The 22,784-nt window shown below is 70.7% G+C and carries 23 protein-coding genes; 8 read left to right on the top strand and 15 right to left on the bottom strand.

The genetic code is table 11. The annotated features are described in order from the left end of the window. Positions 1-82 precede the first annotated feature (82 nt). Positions 83-409 carry a hypothetical protein gene (locus ABZU99_RS02700; RefSeq protein ID WP_355943553.1) on the bottom strand — a complete coding sequence of 109 codons (327 nt, stop codon included), beginning with the start codon at positions 407-409 and terminating at the stop codon, positions 83-85. 445 nt (positions 410-854) lie between these two features. Further along, on the bottom strand, positions 855-2,039 hold the full coding sequence (locus tag ABZU99_RS02695) for a helix-turn-helix transcriptional regulator (RefSeq protein ID WP_355943551.1): 1,185 nt from the start codon (positions 2,037-2,039) through the stop codon (positions 855-857). Between the two features lie 135 nt (positions 2,040-2,174). On the opposite strand from ABZU99_RS02695, the gene ABZU99_RS02690 reads away from it, so the two are divergent. After that, a complete protein-coding gene (locus ABZU99_RS02690; RefSeq protein WP_355943549.1) occupies positions 2,175-2,732 on the top strand; it encodes a flavoprotein in 558 nt (185 codons plus the stop codon). Between the two features lie 67 nt (positions 2,733-2,799). Here the strand turns inward: ABZU99_RS02690 and ABZU99_RS02685 are convergent, their stop codons facing one another. The 5 genes from ABZU99_RS02685 to ABZU99_RS02665 all read right to left on the bottom strand — a co-directional run bounded on the left by ABZU99_RS02685 (position 2,800) and on the right by ABZU99_RS02665 (position 6,152). Next, positions 2,800-3,207 (bottom strand): hypothetical protein, encoded by a 408-nt coding sequence (locus tag ABZU99_RS02685; RefSeq protein WP_355943547.1) that lies wholly within the window; start codon positions 3,205-3,207, stop codon positions 2,800-2,802. Positions 3,208-3,396: 189 nt separating this feature from the next. Then, positions 3,397-3,669 carry a hypothetical protein gene (locus ABZU99_RS02680; protein WP_355943545.1) on the bottom strand — a complete coding sequence of 91 codons (273 nt, stop codon included), beginning with the start codon at positions 3,667-3,669 and terminating at the stop codon, positions 3,397-3,399. After that, entirely contained in the window at positions 3,666-4,019 is a 354-nt protein-coding gene (locus ABZU99_RS02675) for a DUF6247 family protein (protein ID WP_355943672.1), read from the bottom strand. Before ABZU99_RS02675 ends, ABZU99_RS02680 begins: the two co-directional genes overlap by 4 nt. A 292-nt stretch (positions 4,020-4,311) precedes the next feature. Beyond that, positions 4,312-4,971, bottom strand: coding sequence for a peptide-methionine (S)-S-oxide reductase MsrA (msrA, locus tag ABZU99_RS02670; protein WP_355943543.1), 660 nt, complete (start codon positions 4,969-4,971; stop codon positions 4,312-4,314). 83 nt (positions 4,972-5,054) lie between these two features. Next, on the bottom strand, positions 5,055-6,152 hold the full coding sequence (locus tag ABZU99_RS02665) for a hypothetical protein (protein WP_355943541.1): 1,098 nt from the start codon (positions 6,150-6,152) through the stop codon (positions 5,055-5,057). Positions 6,153-6,267: 115 nt separating this feature from the next. On the opposite strand from ABZU99_RS02665, the gene ABZU99_RS02660 reads away from it, so the two are divergent. After that, a complete protein-coding gene (locus ABZU99_RS02660; RefSeq protein WP_355943539.1) occupies positions 6,268-7,419 on the top strand; it encodes a cystathionine gamma-synthase in 1,152 nt (383 codons plus the stop codon). 22 nt (positions 7,420-7,441) lie between these two features. Here the strand turns inward: ABZU99_RS02660 and ABZU99_RS02655 are convergent, their stop codons facing one another. The 3 genes from ABZU99_RS02655 to ABZU99_RS02645 all read right to left on the bottom strand — a co-directional run bounded on the left by ABZU99_RS02655 (position 7,442) and on the right by ABZU99_RS02645 (position 9,124). Next, on the bottom strand, positions 7,442-7,690 hold the full coding sequence (locus tag ABZU99_RS02655) for a hypothetical protein (RefSeq protein WP_355943537.1): 249 nt from the start codon (positions 7,688-7,690) through the stop codon (positions 7,442-7,444). Positions 7,691-7,710: 20 nt separating this feature from the next. Beyond that, positions 7,711-8,208 (bottom strand): sigma factor-like helix-turn-helix DNA-binding protein, encoded by a 498-nt coding sequence (locus ABZU99_RS02650; protein ID WP_356044228.1) that lies wholly within the window; start codon positions 8,206-8,208, stop codon positions 7,711-7,713. Positions 8,209-8,623: 415 nt separating this feature from the next. Beyond that, positions 8,624-9,124, bottom strand: a complete 501-nt coding sequence (locus ABZU99_RS02645; protein WP_355943535.1) for a MarR family transcriptional regulator — start codon at positions 9,122-9,124, stop codon at positions 8,624-8,626. Positions 9,125-9,316: 192 nt separating this feature from the next. Here ABZU99_RS02645 and ilvA point away from each other — a divergent pair, with 192 nt between their 5' ends. The 3 genes from ilvA (at position 9,317) to ABZU99_RS02630 (ending at position 12,741) form a co-directional block, all read left to right on the top strand. After that, positions 9,317-10,579, top strand: coding sequence for a threonine ammonia-lyase (ilvA, locus tag ABZU99_RS02640; protein ID WP_355943533.1), 1,263 nt, complete (start codon positions 9,317-9,319; stop codon positions 10,577-10,579). Between the two features lie 234 nt (positions 10,580-10,813). After that, on the top strand, positions 10,814-11,878 hold the full coding sequence (locus ABZU99_RS02635; protein ID WP_355943531.1) for an ATP-binding cassette domain-containing protein: 1,065 nt from the start codon (positions 10,814-10,816) through the stop codon (positions 11,876-11,878). Continuing rightward, positions 11,878-12,741 carry an ABC transporter permease gene (locus ABZU99_RS02630; protein WP_355943529.1) on the top strand — a complete coding sequence of 288 codons (864 nt, stop codon included), beginning with the start codon at positions 11,878-11,880 and terminating at the stop codon, positions 12,739-12,741. The genes ABZU99_RS02635 and ABZU99_RS02630 overlap by 1 nt, the downstream gene beginning before the upstream one ends. An 89-nt stretch (positions 12,742-12,830) precedes the next feature. Here the strand turns inward: ABZU99_RS02630 and greA are convergent, their stop codons facing one another. Together greA and ABZU99_RS02620 are read right to left on the bottom strand one after the other, a co-directional pair. Continuing rightward, complete coding sequence (gene greA, locus ABZU99_RS02625; protein WP_355943528.1) at positions 12,831-13,328, bottom strand: transcription elongation factor GreA; 498 nt, start codon at positions 13,326-13,328, stop codon at positions 12,831-12,833. 209 nt (positions 13,329-13,537) lie between these two features. Then, complete coding sequence (locus ABZU99_RS02620; protein WP_356044114.1) at positions 13,538-13,948, bottom strand: DUF4307 domain-containing protein; 411 nt, start codon at positions 13,946-13,948, stop codon at positions 13,538-13,540. Positions 13,949-14,044: 96 nt separating this feature from the next. On the opposite strand from ABZU99_RS02620, the gene mca reads away from it, so the two are divergent. Both mca and ABZU99_RS02610 read left to right on the top strand, forming a co-directional pair. Further along, on the top strand, positions 14,045-14,917 hold the full coding sequence (gene mca, locus ABZU99_RS02615; RefSeq protein ID WP_355943524.1) for a mycothiol conjugate amidase Mca: 873 nt from the start codon (positions 14,045-14,047) through the stop codon (positions 14,915-14,917). A 4-nt stretch (positions 14,918-14,921) separates the two neighbouring features. Then, positions 14,922-15,173 carry a hypothetical protein gene (locus ABZU99_RS02610; protein WP_356044117.1) on the top strand — a complete coding sequence of 84 codons (252 nt, stop codon included), beginning with the start codon at positions 14,922-14,924 and terminating at the stop codon, positions 15,171-15,173. Positions 15,174-15,345: 172 nt separating this feature from the next. Here ABZU99_RS02610 and ABZU99_RS02605 read toward each other — a convergent pair whose 3' ends face one another. Continuing rightward, positions 15,346-18,630, bottom strand: coding sequence for a tetratricopeptide repeat protein (locus ABZU99_RS02605; protein WP_355943520.1), 3,285 nt, complete (start codon positions 18,628-18,630; stop codon positions 15,346-15,348). Between the two features lie 209 nt (positions 18,631-18,839). Here ABZU99_RS02605 and ABZU99_RS02600 point away from each other — a divergent pair, with 209 nt between their 5' ends. Continuing rightward, complete coding sequence (locus ABZU99_RS02600) at positions 18,840-20,876, top strand: thioredoxin domain-containing protein (RefSeq protein ID WP_355943518.1); 2,037 nt, start codon at positions 18,840-18,842, stop codon at positions 20,874-20,876. Between the two features lie 409 nt (positions 20,877-21,285). Here the strand turns inward: ABZU99_RS02600 and ABZU99_RS02595 are convergent, their stop codons facing one another. Both ABZU99_RS02595 and ABZU99_RS02590 read right to left on the bottom strand, forming a co-directional pair. Continuing rightward, positions 21,286-21,867, bottom strand: coding sequence for a TetR family transcriptional regulator (locus tag ABZU99_RS02595; protein WP_355943516.1), 582 nt, complete (start codon positions 21,865-21,867; stop codon positions 21,286-21,288). Further along, positions 21,864-22,565 carry a hemolysin III family protein gene (locus ABZU99_RS02590; RefSeq protein ID WP_355943514.1) on the bottom strand — a complete coding sequence of 234 codons (702 nt, stop codon included), beginning with the start codon at positions 22,563-22,565 and terminating at the stop codon, positions 21,864-21,866. Before ABZU99_RS02590 ends, ABZU99_RS02595 begins: the two co-directional genes overlap by 4 nt. Between the last annotated feature and the right edge of the window lie 219 nt (positions 22,566-22,784).

The following is a 22,784-nucleotide window of genomic DNA, read 5'->3' as shown; positions in this document are numbered from 1 at the left end:
GGCAGTTCAAGATGGCCGTCTTCCCTATGGCGCAGGCCACGCCCCGGTACGGGACCGACTTGCCAGCCTTCCGAGCTATCGCTCATCCGCCCGCCTCACTCGCTTGATACGGCCCGTCGTCCTCGTCGGCGAGGCCAAGGCGCCTGCCGCGACTTTCAGCGATCCGGAGCGCATCACGCAGCGCCTCGATCATGCGGTTCGAGAGAAAGCGCAGCTCTTCCACTTCCGCCTTGGGGTTGCCGAGCAGTTCGAGAGCATGACCCACCAGTTCGGCCGCCATGCGGAGCTGGAACGCCTCCATCTCGTCGGCGAGCTTCGACACATGCCCTGTGCCCTCTTCGTCGGTCACGAGATAGGCGGGTTGACCGTTCGTGCCGCTCCAGGGCAGCAGCCGCGGTTGCGCACTCATCGGACCACCACCACCCCGTGCGGAGGGCACAGCACCGCGACGCGATGCGAGCCCTCACGGCCACGTCCCTGCCGCCGCTCATGGGCCACGGCGTACGGCCGGACGAGGCCGACATCTTCCCCGCGCAGCGTCCGCGGAGTCGACACCTGTCGCACACGCGGCATCCGCAACGTCGGGACATCCCCGCAGAGCACCGGCGCACTTGCCTTAACCGTGCGATGGCGTCCCTGGCCGGGTCGTAACACTCTCCTCAACGGCTCGAAGAACCTGCCGATACAGTTCCGCATGTCGACCTGCTTCCTCAGGTTGGCCACGCCCCGGGGCGCATGCCCGCGTCGCCGGGGTCCTGTGGCGGTGTAAACCGGCTGAGTATTCATGCTGGTGACATGCGAAGCCCCCAACTTTCACAGTTGAGTGAAAGCCGGGGGCTAATTCGGTGAAAGTGTCAGAGGCCCACCCAGGCGGCCAGGTGATCGAGGGTGTCCGGAGTACGCCGGGACAGGTGGATCAGGCTTCTGATGGTCTCGCGTGCGCCTGAGTGATACCGCGTCTGCTGCGGAGCCAGTTTGCGCGCGGCGACGATGGACTTCAAGGCCGCTTCGTTACGGCCCGCCTCCATCTGAGCCCGTGCCTGGTCCACGTAGAAATGAGCGGCGCGGGATGCAGGCCAGTCCTTTGGTATCCGCACCTTCGCGGCCTCTCGCAGAGCCTCGCCGTAGTGACGCATCTCGACATGAGCGGATACGGCGTGCAGCCTGACGTTCGTGGGACCAAAGGACAGCCAGTGCACGTCCGTGGCCTCACCCACTCGATCCGCGTAGGACTTGGCCTCTGCGAGGTGGGTCGTCACCGCGCCTTCGTCCTCGGCGCGGGCAGCGATGATGCTTGCCCCGAGGTGAAGCTGTCCGGCGACGGCCTGCCGCTCTCGCGTCTGCGGAGCTTGCCCCAACAGCCCCTGTCCGGATGCGACAAGTCGCTGTCCGATGGTGTACTCGCCCTCTCGGAAGTAGACCAGGGCACGCATGTACTGACGCACTGCTGACAGCAACGGGTCGGAAGCCCGGGACGCGGCCCAGTCCATACGGTCCAGAGCCACGGTGGACAAGTCGTAATAGCCCAGCTTCACGGCCAGGTCGTGCGCGGTGCGGTAGGTACTCGACAGAGCGGCCCACAACTCGGACGACGGCGTCTGATACGCGGCTGTGGTGATCTCCGCCATCGTGCCGGGGAGATGAAGAGCAGCGTCATGGAGCTTTGTGGCCCGGACCTGCTCACACAGAGTCTGAGCAGCGGCAATGAGCTGAGGAGCGGGACGAGGCTTGATCGCCGAATCGGCCCCCAGGTCGTAGAGGTCGAGGGCTTCACGGATCGGGCGGACCAGCGCCGCCAACCGATCCTGCTGTAGCTCGGTGACGTAGGGCTGGCCGGTCAGCGCGGTGACGTCGATGCACAGCGCTCTCGCCACAGCGGCCACCAGGTCGGGGCTGGCTGGCTTGTGCCCGGATTCGACTTGGGTGAGGAGGCTGTAGGAGTAGGGGATCTTCTGAGCCAACCCACGCTGAGTCAGCCCAGACCGTTTCCGGTGATGTGCGATCCGAGCGCCCGGGTGCTCGTCATCGGGGAGCGGCATATATGCCTCCCTTTCATGACTCACTCAACGGAGACGCTACCCGCTCGGCCACGGCAGAAGACGGCGAACGGCGATCTCAACCACGAGCGCGGCGGGGGTTTGCGGAGGGAGGGTGCCACACGGTGGACTGCCCGCATGACCGCGAACCCTGTCCTCTACCTGTTCGGCAGCGCTGCCCCGCCTGTGCTGAACATCGCTGGCGTCATCGAACGAGCGCAGGCGGCCGGCTGGGATGTGTGCCTCGGATTGACCCCTACGGCCGCGCGCTGGCTTGACGACGAACTGCCAGCCTTGGAGGAGCTGACCGGGCACCCGGTGCGCAGCCAGTACAAGCTGCCCCGAGAGCCCGACGCATGGCCCCCGGCGGATGTCGCGGTCCTGGCACCCGCCACGTTCAACACAATCAACCAGTGGGCCCTGGGGATCACCGAGAAGTTCATCGTGGGATTCGTGGCCGAGGCCATCGGCAAGGGAATCCCCACCGTGACCATGCCATGCGTCAACGCCGCCTACGTCCAGCACACGCAGTTCGACACCAGCGTTGCCACGCTGCGCGCGATGGGTGTACACGTCCTATACGGGGAAGGCGGATTCGTCCCCAACAAGCCGGGCCAGGGCCGACCGGAGAACTACCCGTGGCACCTGGCCCTGGAAGCCGCAGTGTCAGTCCTGAGTAGGAGGTGGTGCCCGTGAGGCATGCCACCGCTGGGTGGGCTACTTGGCTTGACGACCAAACCGGAGCCCGCTCTGTCTGCTGCCATCACAGAGCGAGACCCGGGATGAAGGCGACGAGCCCAGACAGCAGACTCCCGATACCCGCCAAGGTGACGATCGTCTTCTGACCATCCGAGAAGAGCCCTGAGCAGAACTCTCTCATTTGGCGGCGCCAGATCACCATCTTCAATTTCTGCCACCGGTGTTGGTGGCGGTAGCAGCCCATCAGCAGACCGTAGGCGTTCTCCCGGCAACCGCCATTATGGTTCAGCACAGGTGCACCACATGTGACGGGAGCCTGGAAGGCACACCACGCGAGGGTGGCAAGAGACAACGTGATCACAACGACTGGACCGGCTGCCGAGTTGATCCAGGCCGCGATGAGCAGCGCGGCTGTCAGTGCACCCCACCAGCGTTCGAGTCCTCCGAACCTGCTCTTCTTTCTCCTCCCCATCCCTCATGGATGGGCTCAGGGGGCAGTGAGTATTCCTCGGTGCTTCACAATGGCTGAATAGTTCGCGCTTGCCCAGATTCAGCCGTCAGCCGGGGCGATCCCCGTGGGGCACGAGCCGCCTCCGGACGGGGCACTTAGCTTGACGCCCGTGCCGCCGAGCCTGCGCTGCCATGTGACCCCGGCGCCCGTCTAGAGGTCTTGGAACGGTGGCATGATGCGGACGATCACGATCAGCTGGTCTCGTGGTGCCACCAGGAAGAAGAAATAGCCGCCTGCCGCGTCCATGCGGCGTATCCCCCCTGCCCGCGGGCCGTTGCCGTAGTCGCTGACATCGACGCCCATGCCGGCCAGGTCGGCCAGTTGCCCGGCGAGACGCTCCACTTCGGTCACCACGTGAGCGGGGATGCCGCCTGCCACGTGAGCGTGATCGGGGTCGTACTCCCAGCGCCAGCCGACGCTCATCGAGGTGGGAGGGCGAGCGCGGCGTGGGCGTCGTCCAGGATCTTGCCGATTGCGGACGCGGCGCGTCGGGCCTGCGTCGCGTCGCCTGTCTCGGCAGCGTCCTCCCAGTGACGGAACTCTTTCGCGATATTCGGCTGCCGCTGAATGTGGACGTAGACGGCCCACTGGGCGATGAACCGCTGGAGAGGGGCCAGGTCGGAAGCGTGCCGGGACTGGTCGGCTGCCTGATCCAGCTCCCGCGTGAAGGCGGGAAGGGCGGCGGGGGCGATCTGCGCGACGGCCTGGCGAAGGGCCGTGACAGTGGCAGGCGGTTGAGGGATGAGTGGCTGCCCAGCGGCGGAGGTGGTCATTGCTGCTCCCATGGGGGAGATTCTGATCCCTGGGAGCAGCGTATCGAGTGCGAGCCCGATCGCATCGCCCGAACGAGTGAGGGCGTGCCTCCTCGCCCTCTGGCGGGGACAGTGTCCGAGCGGTCGGCGGGCGGATGCTCGCGGACGGGCGTGGTGTCCGGCCACACCCGTTGGGCGAGCCGGTCGGCGCGGTGCTGAGGCGCTGAGGTGAGGCGGGCCTCGGCGGTGAGGTCGATGGCGATCCCCCGGGCAGACCGCAGCAGCCGGTACGCCGTCGTGCGCACCGGCCTGGTCAGCCGTCGGCCGGGGCCACGCCGACCGGGCAGGAGACGCCCGTGCCGCCGATGCCGCAGTAGCCGCCCGGGTTTTTGTCCAAGTACTGCTGGTGATATCCCTCGGCTGGGTAGAAGGGGCCCGCCGGGAGGATTTCGGTGGTGATGTCGCCGTAGCCGGAGCCGGTCAGGACGGACTGGTAGGCGGCGCGGGAGGATTCGGCCTCGGTCTGCTGCTCGGGGGAGTGGGCGTAGATCGCCGAGCGGTACTGGGTGCCGACGTCGTTGCCCTGGCGGAAGCCCTGGGTGGGGTCGTGGGACTCCCAGAAGAGCTTCAGGAGGGCGCCGTAGGAGGTGACGGCCGGGTCGTAGACGACGCGGACGGCCTCGGTGTGGCCGGTGAGGCCGGAGCAGACCTCTTCGTAGGTGGGGTTCTGGGTGTGGCCGCCCTGGTAGCCGACCAGGGTGGTGAAGACGCCCGGGGCCTGCCAGAACTTGCGCTCCGCGCCCCAGAAGCAGCCGAGGCCGAAGTCGGCGACGGCCAGGCCCTCGGGGTAGGGGCCGGTGAGCGGGGTGCCGAGGACCGTGTGGCGGTCGGGGACCGAGAAGGTCGGTTCGGGGCGGCCCTTCAGAGCCTCCTCGGGGGTCGGGAGGTGGTTCTTGTGGCGGCTGAACAACATGAAGGGGCTCCTCTGCGGCTTGCGGCTGCATCCTCTACAACGGGCGTCGGCGTCGGCGAATTCCGCGCCGCGTCAGCGCCGTCTCACTTCGGCAGGGTCGCCGGGGAGCCGCCATGGCCCTCCCAGCCGGCCACCGCGAGCGCCCGGTAGACGGTGTACTCGGCGGCCGGGTCCGCCCCGTACGACCACGGCACCGCGCCCACGTGGCCGTCGACGTGGCGCAGCTGCTCCATTGCCTCCGCGTACCGCTCCGCCCGTACCAGGAACCAGACGAGCAGATGGCGGACGTGGGGGAGCACCGGGTGGTCGGCGGGGGCCTGGCGGACGGCGTAGAGGGCGCCCTCGATGGCCTTGGTGATGACCTCGCTCTGGTAGAGGGTGCGGACGAGGTTGGCCTCGGGCAGGTGCTCGAAAACCGCGAAGAGCGGGAGCGCGGGCAGCAGGCTCTTCTCCGGAGCGGAGCCGGCGGCGGCGTGGGTGAAGGTGTCGGCGAGGTCCTGGGAGCCGTGCCACTTCTCGCACCAGTAGTGCAGGGCGGCCAGATGGGCGCCCATGTGGTGCGGGGCGCGCTCGGTGACCTTGGACCACAGTTCCTCGAAGTCGGCCTGCCGGTAGGCCAGACCGCGGGCGACGCCGAGTTCGACGATGTACGGAACCGGGTCGTCCGGGGCCAGTCGGGCGGCCTCCTGGCAGACGTCCCGGGCCTCCTCCAGGATCATCCGGAAGTCGGGCGAGGACGGGTCGAGCAGCGCCTGGCGGACCAGGAACTCGGCGTGGACCGCCGCCGCGCCCGGGTCCTCGGGGGCGGCGACCCGCCAGGTGCGCAGCCACATGCCGCCGCGACCGGGGGCCTGGGCCAGTTCGTAGGCGGCCGCCCCGGCCAGCGTCTGGACGCGCTGCCAGCGCAGCTCGGAGGTGGCCTCGGTCAGGGCGAGCAGCCGGGCCGCCGGCTGCCAGTCCTGCTGGGCCTGGACTTCCTCCAGGGCGTCGATGAGCTGCCGGTCCGGGCCGGGCAGCCGTACGTCCAGCCGCTCGCGCGGTACGAACCCGTACTGCTCGGGGTCGCCGGCGCGCGCCGCGCCCCGCATGGCCTCGCGGCCGCCGCGCAGCCGGCGCACCGCCGGCACGATGATCAGCCCGCCGATCATGACGAGGGCGATGAGGAAGAGAAGAAGCTCCATGTGGTGTCCCCGTGAGACGTCGTGACCGTGCGTGCGTGAAGGCTTGCGGTCCAGCCTAAGCGTCCCGGGGGCCGGTGAACGCGGGACCGTGGCGGTGGGCATTACCCTCGGCCCCATGACCGACCAGCACAGTCAGAGCTTCGAGACGCTCGCCATCCACGCGGGCCAGGAGGCGGACCCGCTCACCGGCGCCGTCGTTCCGCCCATCTACCAGGTCTCCACCTATAAGCAGGACGGTGTGGGCGGCCTCCGGAACGGCTATGAGTACAGCCGCTCCGCCAACCCCACCCGCACCGCCCTGGAGGAGAACCTGGCGGCGCTGGAGGGCGGCCGCCGCGGCCTCGCCTTCGCCTCCGGCCTCGCCGCCGAGGACTGCCTGCTGCGCACGCTCCTGGTGCCCGGCGACCATGTCGTGATCCCGAACGACGCGTACGGCGGCACGTTCCGCCTCTTCGCCAAGGTCGTCGAGCGCTGGGGCGTGGAGTGGTCGGTGGCCGACACCTCCGACCCGGCGGCGGTGCGGGCCGCGCTGCGGCCCCGTACGAAGGTGATCTGGGTCGAGACGCCGAGCAACCCGCTCCTCGGCATCACCGACATCGCCGCCGTCGCCGATGTCGCCCGCACCGCCGGGGCCCGGCTCGTCGTCGACAACACCTTCGCCAGCCCGTACCTCCAGCAGCCGCTCGCGCTCGGCGCGGATGTCGTCGTGCACTCCACCACCAAGTACATGGGCGGGCACTCGGATGTCGTCGGCGGTGCCCTCGTCGTGTCCGACACCGCTCTCGGCGACGAACTCGCCTTCCACCAGAACGCGATGGGCGCCGTCGCCGCGCCCTTCGACTCGTGGCTGGTGCTGCGCGGCATCAAGACCCTCGCGGTCCGCATGGACCGGCACAGCGCGAACGCCACCCGCGTCGCGCAGATGCTCGCAGCCCACGCCAAGGTGACCGAGGTCTACTACCCGGGGCTGCCGGAGCACGCGGGGCACGAGGTCGCGGCCAAGCAGATGCGGGCGTTCGGGGGCATGGTGTCGTTCCGCGTCGCGGGCGGCGAGGAGGCGGCGGTCGAGGTCTGCAACCGGGCCAAGCTGTTCACGCTCGGGGAGTCGCTCGGCGGCGTCGAGTCGCTGATCGAGCACCCGGGGCGGATGACGCACGCCTCGACGGCGGGCTCGGCGCTGGAGGTGCCCGCCGATCTCGTACGGCTGTCGGTGGGCATCGAGTCGGCCGACGATCTCCTCGCAGATCTCACGCAGGCGCTGGCCTGACCCGGTACCCGGTACCCGGTCATCACCACCCCTCCAGGGGAGGGGTGGTGTCGGCGGGCGGCGCCGTCCAGGGATGGACGGCCGCCGCCCATACGGAGAAGGCGACGGCCGCGGCGAGCAGCAGCATCCAGCCCACGGCCCGCGCCGCCTGCCGGCGGCGCAGCAGCCGCTGCCCCCGGTCGGCCGCCCGCCCCGCCAGATCCGGCGGCAGCGCCGGATGCGGGCCCTCCAGCATCCGGCGGACCTCGGTCTCCTTGCGGTCGAGACTCATGGCGCCGCCCCGGGCTGGACTCATGGCGCCGCCCCCGCCGGGCGGCCGGTGACCGGAGGCCGCCCGGGGGCGGTCCGCCGCCGCGCGGTGGAGCGCATCAGCGTCACCGCGCGGGTGCAGATCGCCCGTACGCGCTCGGCCGGCAGTCCGAGCGCGGCCGCCGTCTGTTCCTCCGCGATCCCCTCGTACAGCCGTAGCACCAGCACCAGCCGCTCCTGCGGGGTGAGCCGGTCCAGCGCGCCGCCGCGCGGGCGGCGGTAGCGGCGGGCCCGGTGCGCGAAGAGGTCGGCGAGCTCCCGGCGGGTGCGGTCGTACGGATCTTCGCCGCGTAGCCGGTCCCAGCGGGCGTAGGTGCGCGCGAGCGCGGTGGTCAGCAGGCGCTCGGCGGCTTCGGTGTCCCCCGACGGTTCCCCCGTGAGCAGCGTGGCGGTGTGCAGCAGCCGGGCGCCCGCGCCCGCGACGAACGCCTCGAATTCCCGGGCCCGGCGGCTCTCCCGCGCTGCCCGACGCTCTCGCACCACGCCCTCCGCCTCCCGTTCCTTTAGGACACGGCAGGCACGGCGCTGGGTCAAGAGGTCTGCCTCGGGTCGCGAGGTCTGCCCCGGGTGAAGAGGTCTGGCTCGGGTCGCCAGGTCTGCCTCTGGTCAGGAGGTCTGCCCTGGGTCGCGAGGTCTGCCCCGGGTGAAGAGGTCTGCCTCGGGTCGCGAGGTCTGCCCCGGGTGAAGAGGTCTGGCTCGGGTCGCGAGGTCTGCCTCTGGTCAGGAGGTCTGCCCCCGGTGAAGAGGTCTGTCTCGGGTCAGGAGGCCTGCCTCGGGTCGCGAGGTCTGCCTCTGGTCACTGCCCGCCCGGGTGTCCCGGCTGGGGCACCTCCCAGCGGTAGCCGGGGGGAGGCTCAAAGTGCCCCGGAGGCGAACCGAGCCCCTAAAAAGGGGGTCAGGACGCCGGCGCCTCCTGTGGCACCGCGCCGTGTGCGGCGGACAGGGCGGTGTTGAAACGGGTGAGCAGATCGCAGAAGAGATCGCGCTCCTCCGCCGTCCAGTCCCCCGTCACCTGGGCCATCAGCTCGCGCCGCGAGGAGCGCACCTCCTCCAGCCGGGCCTTGCCGCGCGGGGAGAGCTGGAGCACGACCGCGCGGCCGTCCTCGGGGTGCGAAGTGCGCTTGACCATGCCGGAGTCGACCAGCGGGGCGACCTGGCGGGTCACGGTGGACGAGTCGATGCCCATGCCCCCGGCCAGCGCCTTGACCCCCATCGGGCCTTCCTGGTCGAGCCGGTTGAGCAGCAGATACGCGGCTCGGTCCATGGAGTTGCGGGCCTGGCCGACGCCACCGAGCCGAGTCTGTTCGGCGCGGCGGGCGAAGACGGCGACCTGGTGCTGGAGCGAATCCAGTACGCCTGTGTTGAGTTGAGTCGTCATGTCCGATTGGGTGGGCATGGCCTGGGGCTCACTTCATGCGGTGGTCTGTGGGATGTTGCACAGAGTACGCGGCCGGGGCCTTGCCCGTACGGGGGCTGCAGAAACCTGCCGACCCGATCGGGTCTGGGTCGCCGGCACTGGTCGGCTCGGGTCGCCGAGCCCGATCGGCCCGGGGCCGCCGGGTCCGGGGCGAGCTGCGAGACTGTGACCATGGCTGCACGACTCGACGGCGAGGACGGGCCCGGCCCTGCCCCCGTCCCCGCACGCTCCGCGATCACCCTCGACGATGTGCGCGCGGCACAGAAGACGCTGTCGGGGGTCTCCCGGCTCACCGCGTTGGAGGGCAGCCGCTATCTGTCCGGCCTGGTCGGCTCGCCGGTGCATCTCAAGTGCGAGAACCTGCAGCGTACGGGCTCCTTCAAGCTACGCGGCGCCTATGTGCGGATCGCCGGGCTCAGCCCCGAGGAACGGGCGGCGGGGGTCGTCGCGGCCAGCGCCGGGAACCATGCGCAGGGCGTCGCGCTCGCCGCCTCGCTGCTGGGGGTGCGCTCGACCGTCTTCATGCCCGAGGGCGCGCCGCTGCCGAAGGTCGCGGCCACCCGGGAGTACGGGGCCGAGGTCCGGCTGTGCGGCCAGATCGTGGACGAGACGATGCGGGCGGCGCAGGAGTACGCCGAGGAGACGGGTGCCGTCTTCATCCACCCCTTCGACCACCCGGACATCATCGCGGGGCAGGGGACGGTGGGGCTGGAGATCCTGGAGCAGTGCCCCGAGGTGCGCACGGTCGTGGTGGGCATCGGCGGGGGTGGGCTGGCCGCCGGGGTCGCGCTGGCGGTGAAGGCGCTGCGGCCGGATGTGCGGGTGGTGGGGGTGCAGGCGGAGGGCGCCGCCGCGTATCCGCCCTCGCTGGCCGCGGGGCACCCGGTGTCGATCGAGGCGCCCGTGACGATGGCCGACGGCATCAAGGTGGGGCGGCCGGGCGACGTTCCGTTCAAAATCATTGGCGATCTCGTGGACGAGGTCCGTACGGTCAGCGAGGACGAGCTGTCCAGTGCGCTGCTGCTCAGCCTTGAGCGGGCGAAGCTGGTGGTGGAGCCGGCGGGCGTGAGCCCGGTGGCCGCGCTGCTGTCGGCGCCCAAGTCCTTCGAGGGGCCGGTGGTGGCGGTGCTCTCGGGCGGCAATGTGGATCCGCTGCTGATGCAGCGCATCCTGCGGCACGGCATGGCCGCGGCGGGGCGCTATCTGTCGCTGCGGCTGCGGCTCACGGACCGGCCGGGGGCGCTGGCCTCGTTGTTGGGGGCGTTGTCAGTGGCGGATGCCAATGTTCTCGACATCAGCCATGTGCGGACCAACCCGAGGCTGGGGCTGAGTGAGGCGGAGGTGGAGCTGCAGTTGGAGACGAAGGGGCCGGCCCACTGCGATGAGGTGCGGGAGGCGCTGCGTGGCGCCGGATACACCGTGATGACCCCGTGAGGGTGTCGCGTACACCGTGATGACGCGGTGAGGGTGTCGCGTTTTCGTCGCTTTCCATATATCGCGATGTATCGCGTCTAGGATACGATACGGATCCACTTGCCGCCGTGCGCTGCACAGGGTGGCGGAGCTGTGCCTTGATTGAGGGGGCTTGTCCGCCGTGGCGAGAAACATTCGTCGCACATGGCGTCAACCGATCTTCGTGCAACTGACCGAACCCCTGGGAGTGCCAACATGCCAGGCGCTATTCATGCCGAGGGCCTGGTGAAAACCTTCGGCAAAGTAAAGGCTCTGGACGGCGTCGATCTCGACGTACCGGAAGGAACCGTCCTCGGACTGCTCGGGCCCAACGGCGCGGGCAAGACCACCGCGGTGCGCGTGCTGACCACGCTGCTGCGTCCGGACAGCGGATCGGCGGTGGTCGCGGGGGTGGATGTACTCAAGCACCCCAACGAGGTCCGCCGTTCGATCGGGCTGTCCGGGCAGTTCGCCGCCGTCGACGAATATCTGACCGGCCGCGAGAACCTTCAGATGGTCGGGCAGCTCTACCAGATGGGCGCGCACGAGTCGAAGGCCCGTGCGAGCGAGCTGCTGGAACGGTTCAACCTCGCGGACGCGGCCGACCGGACCGCCAAGACGTACTCCGGCGGCATGCGGCGCCGGCTCGACCTCGCGGCCGCCCTGGTCGTCAGCCCGCCCGTGATGTTCATGGACGAGCCGACCACCGGCCTGGACCCGCGGAACCGGCAGGCCCTGTGGGAGGTCATCCAGGAACTGGTGGCCGGCGGTACGACGTTGCTGCTGACCACCCAGTATCTGGAGGAGGCGGACCATCTGGCGCATGACATCTGCGTGATCGACCGCGGCCGGGTCATCGCACGCGGCACCTCCGACCAGCTCAAGGCCCGTACGGGCGGGGAGCGGGTGGAGGTCGTGGTGCACGAGCGCGAGCACATCGCGATCGCCGAGCAGGTGCTGAGAGTGCTCGGCAAGGGCGAGACCATGGTGCAGGAGCACACTCGCAAGGTCACCGTCCCGGTGGTGGGCGGTGCCAAGCTGCTCGCCGAGGTCATCCGCGAGTTGGACACCCGTGGGGTCGAGATCGACGACATCGGGCTGCGCCGCCCGACCCTCGACGACGTCTTCATCTCGCTCACCGGCCATGGTGCCGAGGACGGCGGCGCCGCGGCCGACGGCCAGGCAGGCGGCGGTGCGGACAAGGCCGCGGGCGACGGCAAGAGCGCGGGCGTGGGTGCGGGCAAGAGCGTGGGCGCGGGCGCGGACAAGGGAGACAAGTGATGGCTGTTGTCGAGGAGTCCGGCGCCACCGTCGCCGCCGCCCCCCGGCCGCGCGGTGGACCGCTCGCGTCCGTCCGGGACTCGCTGGTGGTCGCCAAGCGCAATCTGATCCGGATGATGCGGATTCCGGAAGTGGTCATTTTCGGCCTGATCCAGCCGATTATGTTCGTGGTGCTGTTCAGCTATGTGTTCGGTGGCGCGATCATGGTGCCCGGGCAGGCCAGCGGGGACGCGACCGTATATCGCGAGTTCCTGATGGGCGGGATCTTCGCGCAGACCGTGACCTTCGCCACGGCGGGCGCGGGCGCGGGGATCGCCGACGACATGCACAAGGGGCTGATCGACCGTTTCCGCTCACTGCCGATGGCGCGCGGCGCGGTGCTCACGGGCCGTACGCTCGCGGATCTGGTGCAGACGGCGCTGACGCTGGTGGTGCTGGCGATCGTCGCGGTCATCGTGGGCTGGCGCATCCACGAGGGCGTCGTGAAGGCGCTGGGTGCCTTCGCGCTGCTGCTTCTCCTCGGCTACGCCTTCTCCTGGATCGGCGCGCTGATCGGTCTGTCCGTACGGACCCCCGAGGCGGCCACGTCCGGCGGGCTGATCTGGCTGTTCCCGCTGACCTTCATCTCGAACGCGTTCGTGCCGTCCAGCCAGATGCCCGCCTTCCTGGGGCACATCGCCGACTGGAACCCGTTCAGCGCCACGGTGCAGGCGGCCCGGCAGCTGTTCGGCAACCCGGAGGGCGTCGTCTCGGACGCATGGCCGATGCAGCACCCCGTCCTGGCGTCGATCCTCTGGTCGCTGCTGATCATCCTGGCCTTCCGGACGCTGTCGGTCCGCAAGTACCGCTCGGCGACCGCCTGACGCGGCGACCGCCTGACGCGGCCGCCCTGAGCGGCCCCCGCGGAACGGGAAGAGCCCCGGCCGTCCGGCCGGGGCTCTTCCATGGGCGCTCAGCCCTGGTAGGGCTTGGCCTCCAGGATCCGCACCGAGGCAGTGCGGCCGTTGGGCAGTTCGTACTCGGCGTCCTGGCCGACCTTCTTGCCGTTCGCGGCCGAGCCGAGCGGGGACTGCGGCGAGAAGGTCTCGATGTCCGAGCTCGCGTACTCACGCGAGGCGAGCAGGAAGGTGAGGGTGTCGTCCGGGTCGCCGTCGAAGGCGATCGTGACGACCATGCCGGGGGCGACCACGCCGGTGTCCGCGGGTGCCTCGCCGACCTTCGCGTGCTCCAGGAGCTGCGTCAGCTGACGCACTCGGAGCTCCTGCTTGCCCTGCTCCTCCTTGGCGGCGTGGTAACCACCGTTCTCCCGGAGGTCACCCTCCTCACGGGCAGCCTCGATCTTCTTCGCGATCTCGATACGTGCGGGACCCGACAGGTACTCCAGCTCGGCCTTGAGCTGGTCGTACGCCTCCTGGGTCAGCCAGGTGACGTTCTCGCTGGTCTGGGTCACAGGTGCTCCTCGTCGGTGCTGGGAATACAAATGAACGCCCTACTCAGAAGGGTGCGCCTTCAAAGTCGGGCGAAACCACGAGCCTAACAATTCCGGCAAGAAACGGGGAGGAGGGAACTGCGCTCAATGCGGAGGAAACCCGTCAGTGCTGGTCAGATCGCCCTCCACTGACCAACACGTCCGCTTCGGCTACCGGGCGGCCGGGCGGCTCAGCTTCCCGAAGCGGGCTCGCAGCCGATCAGCTCCGCACTGGTCGCACGGGCCGTGGTACGCACGGTGACGACCTTGACCACATCGTCCTCGCCCCGGCCGAAGGTGAAGTCCTTCCGCCCCACCTCGCTGTGGTATTCGTCCAGGGTACGCACGGTGCAGACGCCGGTGGCGTCCTTCTCCTTGGTGACCTCCAGCCGGACCTCGACGGCGTCGTCCGCGACCACCTTGAAGCCGGTCATCCGGCCGCTGACGTCCTGACCGGTGATGTACGCGTAGCCGAACCAGCAGACCAGGGCGACCAGCCCGGCACCGAGCACCGCACCGACGATCTTCAGCGTGCGGTTGGCGCGCGCGTCGGCGGAACGGCCGTAGCGCCCGTCCGGCAGGCCCTCGCGCACCGCCGCCATGATCGTTCCTCCTGCTCGGGGGACACCGGAATTATTCGACCCCGCTTTGGGTCACTATAGAAGCCGTCTTCCGCGACGAATCACTGAGGATCCAACTTGACTGAGCAGCTGCGTTTGATGGCCGTGCACGCGCATCCGGACGACGAGTCGAGCAAGGGCGCGGCCACCATGGCCAAGTACGTATCCGAGGGGGTGGACGTGCTGGTCGCGACCTGCACAGGCGGTGAGCGCGGCTCCATCCTCAATCCCAAGCTCCAGGGTGATCCCTATATCGAGGAGCACATTCACGAGGTCCGCGCCAAGGAGATGGACGAGGCGCGCGAGATCCTCGGCGTGAAGCAGGAGTGGCTGGGCTTCGTGGACTCCGGGCTGCCCGAGGGCGACCCGCTGCCCCCGCTGCCCGAGGGCTGCTTCGCCCTGCAGGACGTGGACGAGGCCGCGGGTCGGCTGGTGCGGCTGATCCGCTCCTTCAAGCCGCAGGTGATCACGACCTATGACGAGAACGGCGGCTATCCGCACCCCGACCACATCATGACCCACAAGATCACGATGGTGGCGTTCGACGCGGCCGGTGACCCCGACAAGTACCCCGAGGCGGGGGAGGCGTGGCAGCCGCAGAAGCTCTACTACAACCAGGGCTTCAACCGCCCGCGCACCCTCGCGCTGCACGAGGCGCTGCTGGCCCGGGGCCTGGAGTCGCCGTACGGGGAGTGGCTGGAGCGCTGGAAGGAGTTCGCACGGGCCGAGCGCACCCTGACCACCTATGTGCCGTGCGCCGACTTCTTCGAGATCCGCGACAAGGCGCTGATCGCGCACCGTACGCAGATCGACCCCGACGGCGGCTGGTTCCGGGTGCCGATGGACGTCCAGAAGGAGGTCTGGCCCACGGAGGAGTACGAGCTCGCCAAGTCACTGGTGGACACCTCCCTCCCCGAGGACGACCTCTTCGCGGGCATCCGCAACAATTGACGTCATGATGAGCGTGACAAGCACCCTCGCCCTGACGCATCTCGTCCCGCTCGCCAAGGACCTGGACGACAAGAAGGTGACCCCGGGCGTCCTCGGCTTCATTGTCTTCGCGGTGATCGGCGGCGCGGTGTGGCTGCTGATGAAGTCCATGAACAAGCACATGAAGAAGGTGGACTTCGAGGAGGCGCCGGAGCCCGGTCGGACCCCGGCCCCCGCCCCCGCCGCCGACGCCACCAAGGGCGAGCGCACCGCCTGACCCTGTCCTTGCCGGACGGGCCGCATGGGCCTGCATGGCCTACATGGGCCTGGATGGGCCTGCATGGCCTACATGGGCCTGGATGGGCCTGCATGGGTCCGGCACCCCGTCCGGCCCACCCGGTTGGTCCGGGCACCCCGTCCGGCCCACCCGGTGGTCCGCAGAAGTGGCATTACGCGTGCGTCTGGCCCGGCAGCACGGCCATGACCTCGCGGGAGTGGCGGCTCGGCACCATGCCGAGCTGCCATGCCTGCCACCCCGTCTCCGGCTCCACCCCGCGCTCCAGCACCAGCGCGAACGCCTGCGCGCACCCCTCCAGCCGGGGATCGCCCGCCCCCTCCTCCCGCAGCTCCCGCACCAGCTCCGCCAGCTCCTCCTGGGCCACCGCCGTGCCGATCACCGAGCCGCCCGCGGAGGCGAACGGCAGCAGGGTGCAGCGCAGGAACCGGGCCCAGGCCCGGCCACGACGGTCCCCGTACCCGGCGAACAGCCCGGCCGCCTCGTCCACCAGCTCCAGCGCCTGCGTGGCCTTGCCGTTCCCCGCGTCGACCACCGCCAGCTCGACGCATGACCACGCCTCGCCATGGGCCACGCCCACCCGCCGGAAGTCCTGCCGGGCATCCTGCAGCAGCTGCCGCGCGAAGCCGCTGTTGCGCAGCGAGCCCGTCTGCGCCGCCCGCAGATCACGGGTGACCCGCGCCGAGTGGTGCCGGGCACACGCCAGCCCGTACGCATCCCGCATCCGGCTGAACATCGTGCGGGCCCGCTCCAGCTCGCGCACCGCCGAATCGTGGTCGCCGCGCTCCTCCAGCGCCTGGCCCAGGTAGTACAGCGTCCAGGCCTCGCCGCGCGCGTCGTCGTTGTCCCGGTGCCGGGTGAGGGCCTGGCGCAGCTGGTCGACGGCCGCCGACGGCTCCCCGTCCACCAGCCGGGCCCGGGCCAGCTGGGTCAGCGCCCATGCCTCGCCGCGCTGGTCGTGGGTGCTGCTGTACGCCTCCAGCGCCTCCCGCAGCTCGGCCTCGGCGCGCACCACATCGCCCATCCGCAGACACGCCTGGCCGAGCTGGAAGTGCGCCCACGCCTGGCCGTGCAGGCTCTCGCTCTCCTGATGCAGCTCCAGGGCCTCGCGCAGCAGCTCCAGCGCCTCGGCGAGCCGCCCCCGGTCGCGCTCCACGGCGGCCAGCGCGTGCATCGTCCAGGCCCGGTCCCCGCGCAGCTCCTCGGAGGCCTGCAGCGACAGCGCCTCCCGGAGCTTCGCCGCCGCCTCCGCCAGATTGCCCTGGTGGTGCAGGGTGATGCCCAGACTGCACAGCGCACGGGCCGCGCCCGCCTCGTGCTGCGCCTCGAAATACAGATCCACCACCGAGGACAGCGTCGTCCGCGCCTGGTCCAGCTCGCCGAGCTGCCGCGCCGCGATACCGGTGCGCCACTGCACCGACCGCACCAGCAGCCCCTGGTCGACCGCCTGGGTCAGCTCGCTGATCTCGCCCAGCCGGTAGAGATCGCCGCGCAGCAGGCAGTAGTCGCACAGCGCGCCCAGCAGATGCAGCACCGCGGACTGGTCCACGCCCTCCGCATGGCGCAGCGCCGCCGTGATGAAGCTCGACTCGTCGTCCAGCCAGCGCAGCGCCGACTCCAGCGAGGTGAAGCCATGGCCGCCCGCCGTGCCCTTGACGAAGATGTCGGCGCGGGTGGACGTCTTGCCGTCCACCAGCCGGATCACCGAGTCGGCGAGCTCGGCATAGCTGCGGATCAGCCGCTCCTGCGCGGCCGTGCGCTGCTCCGGCTGCTCTTCGTCCAGCAGCCGGGCATGGGCGAAGGAGCGCACCAGGTCGTGCAGCCGGTAGCGGCTGCCGCGCACATGCTCGATCAGCCCGGCCCGGCCGAGCGCGGCCAGATGACGGGCCGCCTCCTGCTCGTCGGTCGCCAGCAGTGCCGCGGCCGCCGCCGCGCCCAGGCTGGCCCGTCCGGCCAGCGCCAGCCGGCGCAGCAGCCGCCGGGCGCAGTCCTGCTGATCGGTGTAGCGCAGCCACAGGGCGCGCTCCACCGGGCCCACCGGGCCGTACGCGTCCAGCTCGGCGACGAGGGCGGCGGGGGTGCGCGCGCCGAGCGAGGAGCCCGCGATCCGCAGCGCCAGCGGCAGCCGCCCGCACAGCTCCGCGATCCGCTCCACCGACTGCCCGTCGTACGGCCCGGCCCCGCTCGGCTCCTCGGCGGAGGCCCGCAGCAGCTCCTCGGCGCCCGGCTCGTCCAGCGGGCCCACCTCCAGCCGGTGCACCCAGGCCGCCAAATCCGCCGGCAGGGTCAGCGGGGTGCGGGAGGTGACCAGGACCAGGCTGTCGGACCGCTCGGGGATCAGCGTGCGCACCTGTGCGGCGTCGCTGGCGTCGTCGAGCACGATCGTCACCGGCAGCCCGGTCAGATGCTGGTGGTAGAGCTCGGTGAGCCGCTTGAGGTGCTGATCCTGTGGGGACCGCTCCCGGAAGAGCAGCTGGTCGCGCGGTGCGCCGAGCCGGTTCAGCAGGTGCAGCAGCGCGTCGCGGGTCGGCAGCGGGGCCTGCTCGGCGCTGTCGCCGCGCAGGTCCACCAGACACGCGCCCCGGAACTGATCGCGCAGATGGTGCGCCGCCCGCACGGCCAGCATGGTCCGGCCCGCACCCGGCGGGCCCTCCAGCAGCACCACCGTCGGCTTGGTCTCGGTGCTCGCCCGTGCCTGCTGCACCCACTGGGCGATCTGGGTGATCTGCGACCGGCGCCCGGCGAACGGGCCGTCCGCCTCGGGGAGATGGCCGAAGGACTGCTCCAGCACCGTGCGCCGGCGGGCCGCCTGGCTGCGGTCCGCGCCGCGCAGCCGCGGCGCCTGCCCGGTCGCCGATGCGGAGCGCTGGGCCGAGCCGCCGCCCTGGCGGGTGGCGGCCGTCGTCATCCGGTGCTGATCGATGAACGGCCGGATGCCCCGCACCTCCACCGCCGTCAGCCACTGCAGCCTCAGCTGCTCGGCGCCGCCGGGCTGATTGCGCAGCGCGGCCTGGCGGTGGGCCGCCGGCCAGTGACCGGCGGTGAGCTTGAGGACCGCGGCGGCCGATCCGGCCACCGCCGCCGTCACCCCCGCACCCAGTGCCGTGCCCGCCGAGGTGCCGAAGGTGAGATCCGCGCCGAAGGCCGCCGCCGCGGCGACCGTCGCGGCCAGCGCCGGGGTGCCCAGCCGGCCGCCCGCCAGCCGTGCGGACAGCGGGCTGCTCCCGGCCTCCGCCTCGTCCAGCGCGCGCACATACGCGCCGTACTCCTCGGCCGCCGTGGCCGCCATCTCCTCCAGCGCGCCGCGCGCCCGGCCGAGCAGCACCCCGCCGTCCGTGCGACCGCCCGAGCGGCGCACCTCCTCCTCGACGGCGCGCGACAGCAGCCGCTCGATCTCCGTCCGGTGGCTGTCCCGCAGCACCGCCAGTGAGCCCGGCATGTGATCCCCCTCCGCAAGATTCCTTACAGTCTCCCGTTTCTGGCTCTTATCCGGCAGCCCTGTGGATAACTCCCCGTGGACAACTCGCTGTGCGTCTCTCCGCAGGTGTCTTTGGGGGGGCTCTCTGCGGTGTCTCCCCGTGCGTGACACCCTGCGGGCAACAGGCTGCGGGTAACTCGCGCGGGGGCCGGGTGGGGGAGGATGGAGGCATGCCGAACCGTCTGGCGCACGAGACGTCCCCGTACCTGCTTCAGCACGCCGAGAACCCGGTCGACTGGTGGCCGTGGTCCGACGAGGCGTTCGAGGAAGCGCGTCGCCGCGGGGTTCCCGTGCTGCTGAGCGTCGGTTACTCCAGCTGTCACTGGTGCCATGTCATGGCCCATGAATCCTTCGAGGACGAGGCGACCGCCGACCATCTCAACGCCCACTTCGTCCCCGTGAAGGTCGACCGCGAGGAGCGACCGGACGTCGATGCCGTGTACATGGAGGCGGTGCAGGCCGCCACCGGTCAGGGCGGCTGGCCGATGACCGTGTTCCTGACCCCGGAAGCCGAGCCGTTCTACTTCGGCACCTACTTCCCGCCCAAGCCCCGGCACGGCATGCCCTCCTTCCGGCAGGTGCTGGAAGGCGTCAGCGCCGCGTGGACGGACCGGCGCGAGGAGGTCCGCGACGTCGCCGGGCGGATCGTGCACGACCTCGCCCAGCGCACCGGCATCGCGCTGGGTGCCGGTGCGCCCCAGCCGCCCGGCGCCGAGGAGCTGCACCTCGCCCTCATGGGGCTGACCGGCGAATTCGACGCCGTGCGCGGCGGATTCGGGGGCGCGCCGAAGTTCCCGCCGTCCATGGTGCTGGAGTTCCTGCTGCGCCACCACGCCCGTACCGGAGCCGAAGGCGCGCTCCAGATGGTCCAGGCCACTTGCGAGGCGATGGCCCGCGGCGGCATCTACGACCAGCTCGGCGGCGGTTTCGCGCGCTACTCGGTTGATGCGGAATGGGTCGTTCCGCACTTCGAGAAGATGTTGTATGACAATGCGCTGCTGTGTCGGGTGTATGCGCATCTGTGGCGTTCCACTGGTTCGGATCTCGCCCGTCGTGTCGCCCTGGAAACCGCGGACTTCCTGGTCCGCGACATGCGCACCGCGGAGGGCGGCTTCGCCTCCGCCCTGGACGCAGACAGCGACGACGGCACCGGGCGGCACGTCGAGGGCGCGTACTACGTCTGGACGCCGGAGCAACTGCGGGAGGTGCTGGGCGAGGCGGACGCGGAGTTCGCCGCCGGGTACTTCGGGGTGACCGAGGGCGGCACCTTTGAGCAGGGTGCGTCGGTGCTTCAGTTGCCGGATGGTGAGCGGCCGGTGGATGGTACGCGTCTTGCCTCCGTGCGTGAGCGGCTGCTGGCTGCCCGTGAGCGGCGGCCCCGCCCCGGGCGCGACGACAAGGTCGTTGCCGCCTGGAACGGCCTGGCCATCGCGGCCCTCGCCGAAACCGGCGCCTACTTCGACCGCCCCGACCTCGTCGAGGCCGCCACCGAGGCCGCCGACCTGCTCGTACGGCTCCACATGGACGAGCACGGGCGGCTGAACCGGACCTCGCTGGGCGGCGTCCGCGGTGGTCACGCGGGCGTGCTCGAGGACTACGCCGATGTGGCCGAGGGCTTGCTCGCCCTCTCCGCGGTGACCGGGGAGGGCGTCTGGGTCGAGTTCGCCGGCCTGCTCCTGGACACCGTGCTGCGCCACTTCGTCGCCGAGGACGGCACGCTGTTCGACACCGCCGACGACGCGGAGGCTCTGATCCGGCGGCCCCAGGACCCCACCGACAACGCGGCCCCATCGGGGTGGACGGCCGCCGCCGGGGCGCTGCTGTCCTACGCCGCCGTCACCGGAAGCGCACGGCACCGGGAAGCGGCCGAGCGGGCGCTGGGTGTCGTGCGGGCGCTGGGGGCGCGTGTGCCGCGCTTCATCGGCTGGGGGCTGGCCGTGGCCGAGGCGCGGCTCGACGGGCCGCGCGAGGTCGCCGTGGTCGGGCCTGACGGTGATCCCGCGACTCGTGCGTTGCACCGCGCTGCCTTGCTGGGGACCGCGCCGGGGGCCGTTGTCGCGGTGGGTGAGCCGGGGTCGGAGGAGGTGCCGCTGCTCTCCGACCGGCTGCTGCTGGAGGGCCGCCCGGCGGCGTATGTGTGCCGGCACTTCACGTGCGATGCGCCTACGGGGGATGCGGAGGCGTTGGCGGCGAAGCTGGGCGGGTGACCGGGGGCGCCTCTGTTGCTCTCGGGTGCGGGGGCGGGGGCCTCCGGGGCGGGGGCCCCGGACCGCAGGTGTAGGTGCCGGAAGCGTGGGGTGGGCCGGAGATGGGGTGCGGGGGCGGGGGCCTCCGGGGCGGGGGCCCGGACCGCAGGTGTAGGTGCCGGAAGCGTGGGGTGGGCCGGAGGTCGGCGCCACACATACACGTCAGCGTCCAGGGCCCCCGCCCCTGCACCCCCGCCCCTGCACCCCTGCACCCCCGCCCCTGCACCCCCGCCCCCTCCCGTCTCGCTGGCGGCTGCCGACCGGTGGCCCCCTCCGCCGCCCGGTCGGGGCTCAGCCCGGGGCGCCGGTCGGGGTGGGTGCGCCCCGCCTCCGGCCGGGCATCGGCGGCTCCCGGGCCGGTGGCTTCGTCTTACAGCGGCAGACCGCGGGAGAGGAGCTCCAAAGCACGGGTGATGGTTTCTTCCATGTCCTCGATCCGGTGGTGGTCGAAGCAGTGGAAGACGGCTTCCTGGAGGGCGCCCAGGACCGCTCCGACGACGATCCGGACCTCGAAGTCGTCCGGGGCGCGGCCGCTGCGTTCGGCCAGGACCTCGCCGAGTATGACGCCGGTCCTGGCCAGGCTCTCGCCCATGCGGGCGCGCAGGGCCGGGGACTGGCGGATGAAGGTCAGCCGGGCCAGCATGTCGTCGCGCTCCTTGCCCGCGAACCGGCCCAGCAGGCCGACGGTGGCATGGCGCAGGGAGACCATCGGCGGTTCGTCCGGGGGGCGGTCGCGGAGCGTGTCGGCGATGAGCGCGTCGTACTCGTCCGTGAGGACGATGTCCTCCTTGGTGGGGAAGTACCGGAAGACGGTGCTGAGGGAGACCTCGGCGGCTTCCGCGATCCGGTCCATCGGGGTCGCGTCGTAGCCCTGCTCCGTGAAGAGGCGATGGGCGGCGCGCTGGATCGCCTGCCGGGTCTGGAGCTTTTTCCGTTCGCGGAGGCCCATCATGCGTGCTGGTAGGCCACCAGGGAGATGCCGACGTAGTGGACGACGAAGGCGGCGAGGGTGAACGAGTGGAACAGCTCGTGGAAGCCGAACCAGCGGGGGGAGGGGTTGGGGCGCTTGGTGCCGTAGATGACCGCGCCCACGCTGTAGAGCAGCCCGCCGACGATGATCAGCGTCATGACGGCGATGCCGCCGGTGCGCATGAAGTCGGGGAGGAAGAAGACCGCTGCCCAGCCCAGGGCGATATAGCACGGGGTGTAGAGCCAGCGCGGGGCGCCGACCCAGAAGACCCGGAAGGCGATTCCGGCGAGTGCCCCGGCCCATACGAGCCACAGGAGGAGTTGCTGCTTGCCGTGCGGCAGGAGCAGCAGGGTGAAGGGCGTATAGGTGCCGGCGATGATCAGGAAGATATTGGCGTGGTCCAGCCGCCGGAGGACGGCGGTGGCCCGCGGGCCCCAATTGCCGCGGTGGTAGAGGGCGCTGGTGCCGAAGAGCGCGCACGCGGTGAGGGTGAAGACGGCGCATGCCACCCGGCCGCGGGGGCTGTCGGCGAGGGCGGTCAGCAGGACGCCCGAGATCAGTGCGGCCGGGAACATGCCGGCGTGCAGCCAGCCGCGCAGCATCGGTTTCACGAGGGGCGGCGGAGCTGCTTCGGGCCCCTGGGGGGTGTCAACGGCGGCGTCGGGCGCAGCGGCAGTCATGGCGCTCATGCTACCTACGACACCGTAAGTTACCGAGTCATGCCGAGTGGTGATGGTCACCAAGGCGCCCACTGGACAGATCGGCCGCACAGACGGATGATCAAATGAGCGCGGTCGGCACCGGATGAGCTGAGCATCCGGGTCGCAGCCCCCAAGGGGTAGCTGTCTCCATATGCGGATGTATGTGCACATATCCGCCTAAACCCTCAATCTATGACG

The organism is Streptomyces sp. NPDC005266 (genome assembly GCF_040607655.1).
Lineage (GTDB): Bacteria > Actinomycetota > Actinomycetes > Streptomycetales > Streptomycetaceae > Streptomyces.
The sequence above is the reverse complement of the archived record's forward strand: the minus strand, read 5'-3'. Positions and strand labels throughout refer to the sequence as shown.

What these genes read in the sequence shown, in the direction of transcription:
- ABZU99_RS02595 (WP_355943516.1), bottom strand. Translation starts at nt 21,867, where the DNA reads ATGATGGGCCTCCGCGAACGGAAAAAGCTCCAGACCCGGCAGGCGATC.
- ABZU99_RS02695 (WP_355943551.1), bottom strand. Translation starts at nt 2,039, where the DNA reads ATGCCGCTCCCCGATGACGAGCACCCGGGCGCTCGGATCGCACATCAC.
- ABZU99_RS02605 (WP_355943520.1), bottom strand. Translation starts at nt 18,630, where the DNA reads ATGCCGGGCTCACTGGCGGTGCTGCGGGACAGCCACCGGACGGAGATC.
- ABZU99_RS02600 (WP_355943518.1), top strand. Translation starts at nt 18,840, where the DNA reads ATGCCGAACCGTCTGGCGCACGAGACGTCCCCGTACCTGCTTCAGCAC.
- ilvA (WP_355943533.1), top strand. Translation starts at nt 9,317, where the DNA reads ATGGCTGCACGACTCGACGGCGAGGACGGGCCCGGCCCTGCCCCCGTC.
- ABZU99_RS02665 (WP_355943541.1), bottom strand. Translation starts at nt 6,152, where the DNA reads ATGGAGCTTCTTCTCTTCCTCATCGCCCTCGTCATGATCGGCGGGCTG.
- ABZU99_RS02675 (WP_355943672.1), bottom strand. Translation starts at nt 4,019, where the DNA reads ATGACCACCTCCGCCGCTGGGCAGCCACTCATCCCTCAACCGCCTGCC.
- msrA (WP_355943543.1), bottom strand. Translation starts at nt 4,971, where the DNA reads ATGTTGTTCAGCCGCCACAAGAACCACCTCCCGACCCCCGAGGAGGCT.
- ABZU99_RS02645 (WP_355943535.1), bottom strand. Translation starts at nt 9,124, where the DNA reads ATGCCCACCCAATCGGACATGACGACTCAACTCAACACAGGCGTACTG.
- ABZU99_RS02620 (WP_356044114.1), bottom strand. Translation starts at nt 13,948, where the DNA reads ATGGCGGCGGTGCGCGAGGGCCTGCCGGACGGGCGCTACGGCCGTTCC.
- ABZU99_RS02685 (WP_355943547.1), bottom strand. Translation starts at nt 3,207, where the DNA reads ATGGGGAGGAGAAAGAAGAGCAGGTTCGGAGGACTCGAACGCTGGTGG.
- ABZU99_RS02590 (WP_355943514.1), bottom strand. Translation starts at nt 22,565, where the DNA reads ATGACTGCCGCTGCGCCCGACGCCGCCGTTGACACCCCCCAGGGGCCC.
- ABZU99_RS02660 (WP_355943539.1), top strand. Translation starts at nt 6,268, where the DNA reads ATGACCGACCAGCACAGTCAGAGCTTCGAGACGCTCGCCATCCACGCG.
- ABZU99_RS02610 (WP_356044117.1), top strand. Translation starts at nt 14,922, where the DNA reads ATGATGAGCGTGACAAGCACCCTCGCCCTGACGCATCTCGTCCCGCTC.
- ABZU99_RS02655 (WP_355943537.1), bottom strand. Translation starts at nt 7,690, where the DNA reads ATGAGTCTCGACCGCAAGGAGACCGAGGTCCGCCGGATGCTGGAGGGC.
- ABZU99_RS02680 (WP_355943545.1), bottom strand. Translation starts at nt 3,669, where the DNA reads ATGAGCGTCGGCTGGCGCTGGGAGTACGACCCCGATCACGCTCACGTG.
- ABZU99_RS02635 (WP_355943531.1), top strand. Translation starts at nt 10,814, where the DNA reads ATGCCAGGCGCTATTCATGCCGAGGGCCTGGTGAAAACCTTCGGCAAA.
- ABZU99_RS02700 (WP_355943553.1), bottom strand. Translation starts at nt 409, where the DNA reads ATGAGTGCGCAACCGCGGCTGCTGCCCTGGAGCGGCACGAACGGTCAA.
- ABZU99_RS02630 (WP_355943529.1), top strand. Translation starts at nt 11,878, where the DNA reads ATGGCTGTTGTCGAGGAGTCCGGCGCCACCGTCGCCGCCGCCCCCCGG.
- ABZU99_RS02690 (WP_355943549.1), top strand. Translation starts at nt 2,175, where the DNA reads ATGACCGCGAACCCTGTCCTCTACCTGTTCGGCAGCGCTGCCCCGCCT.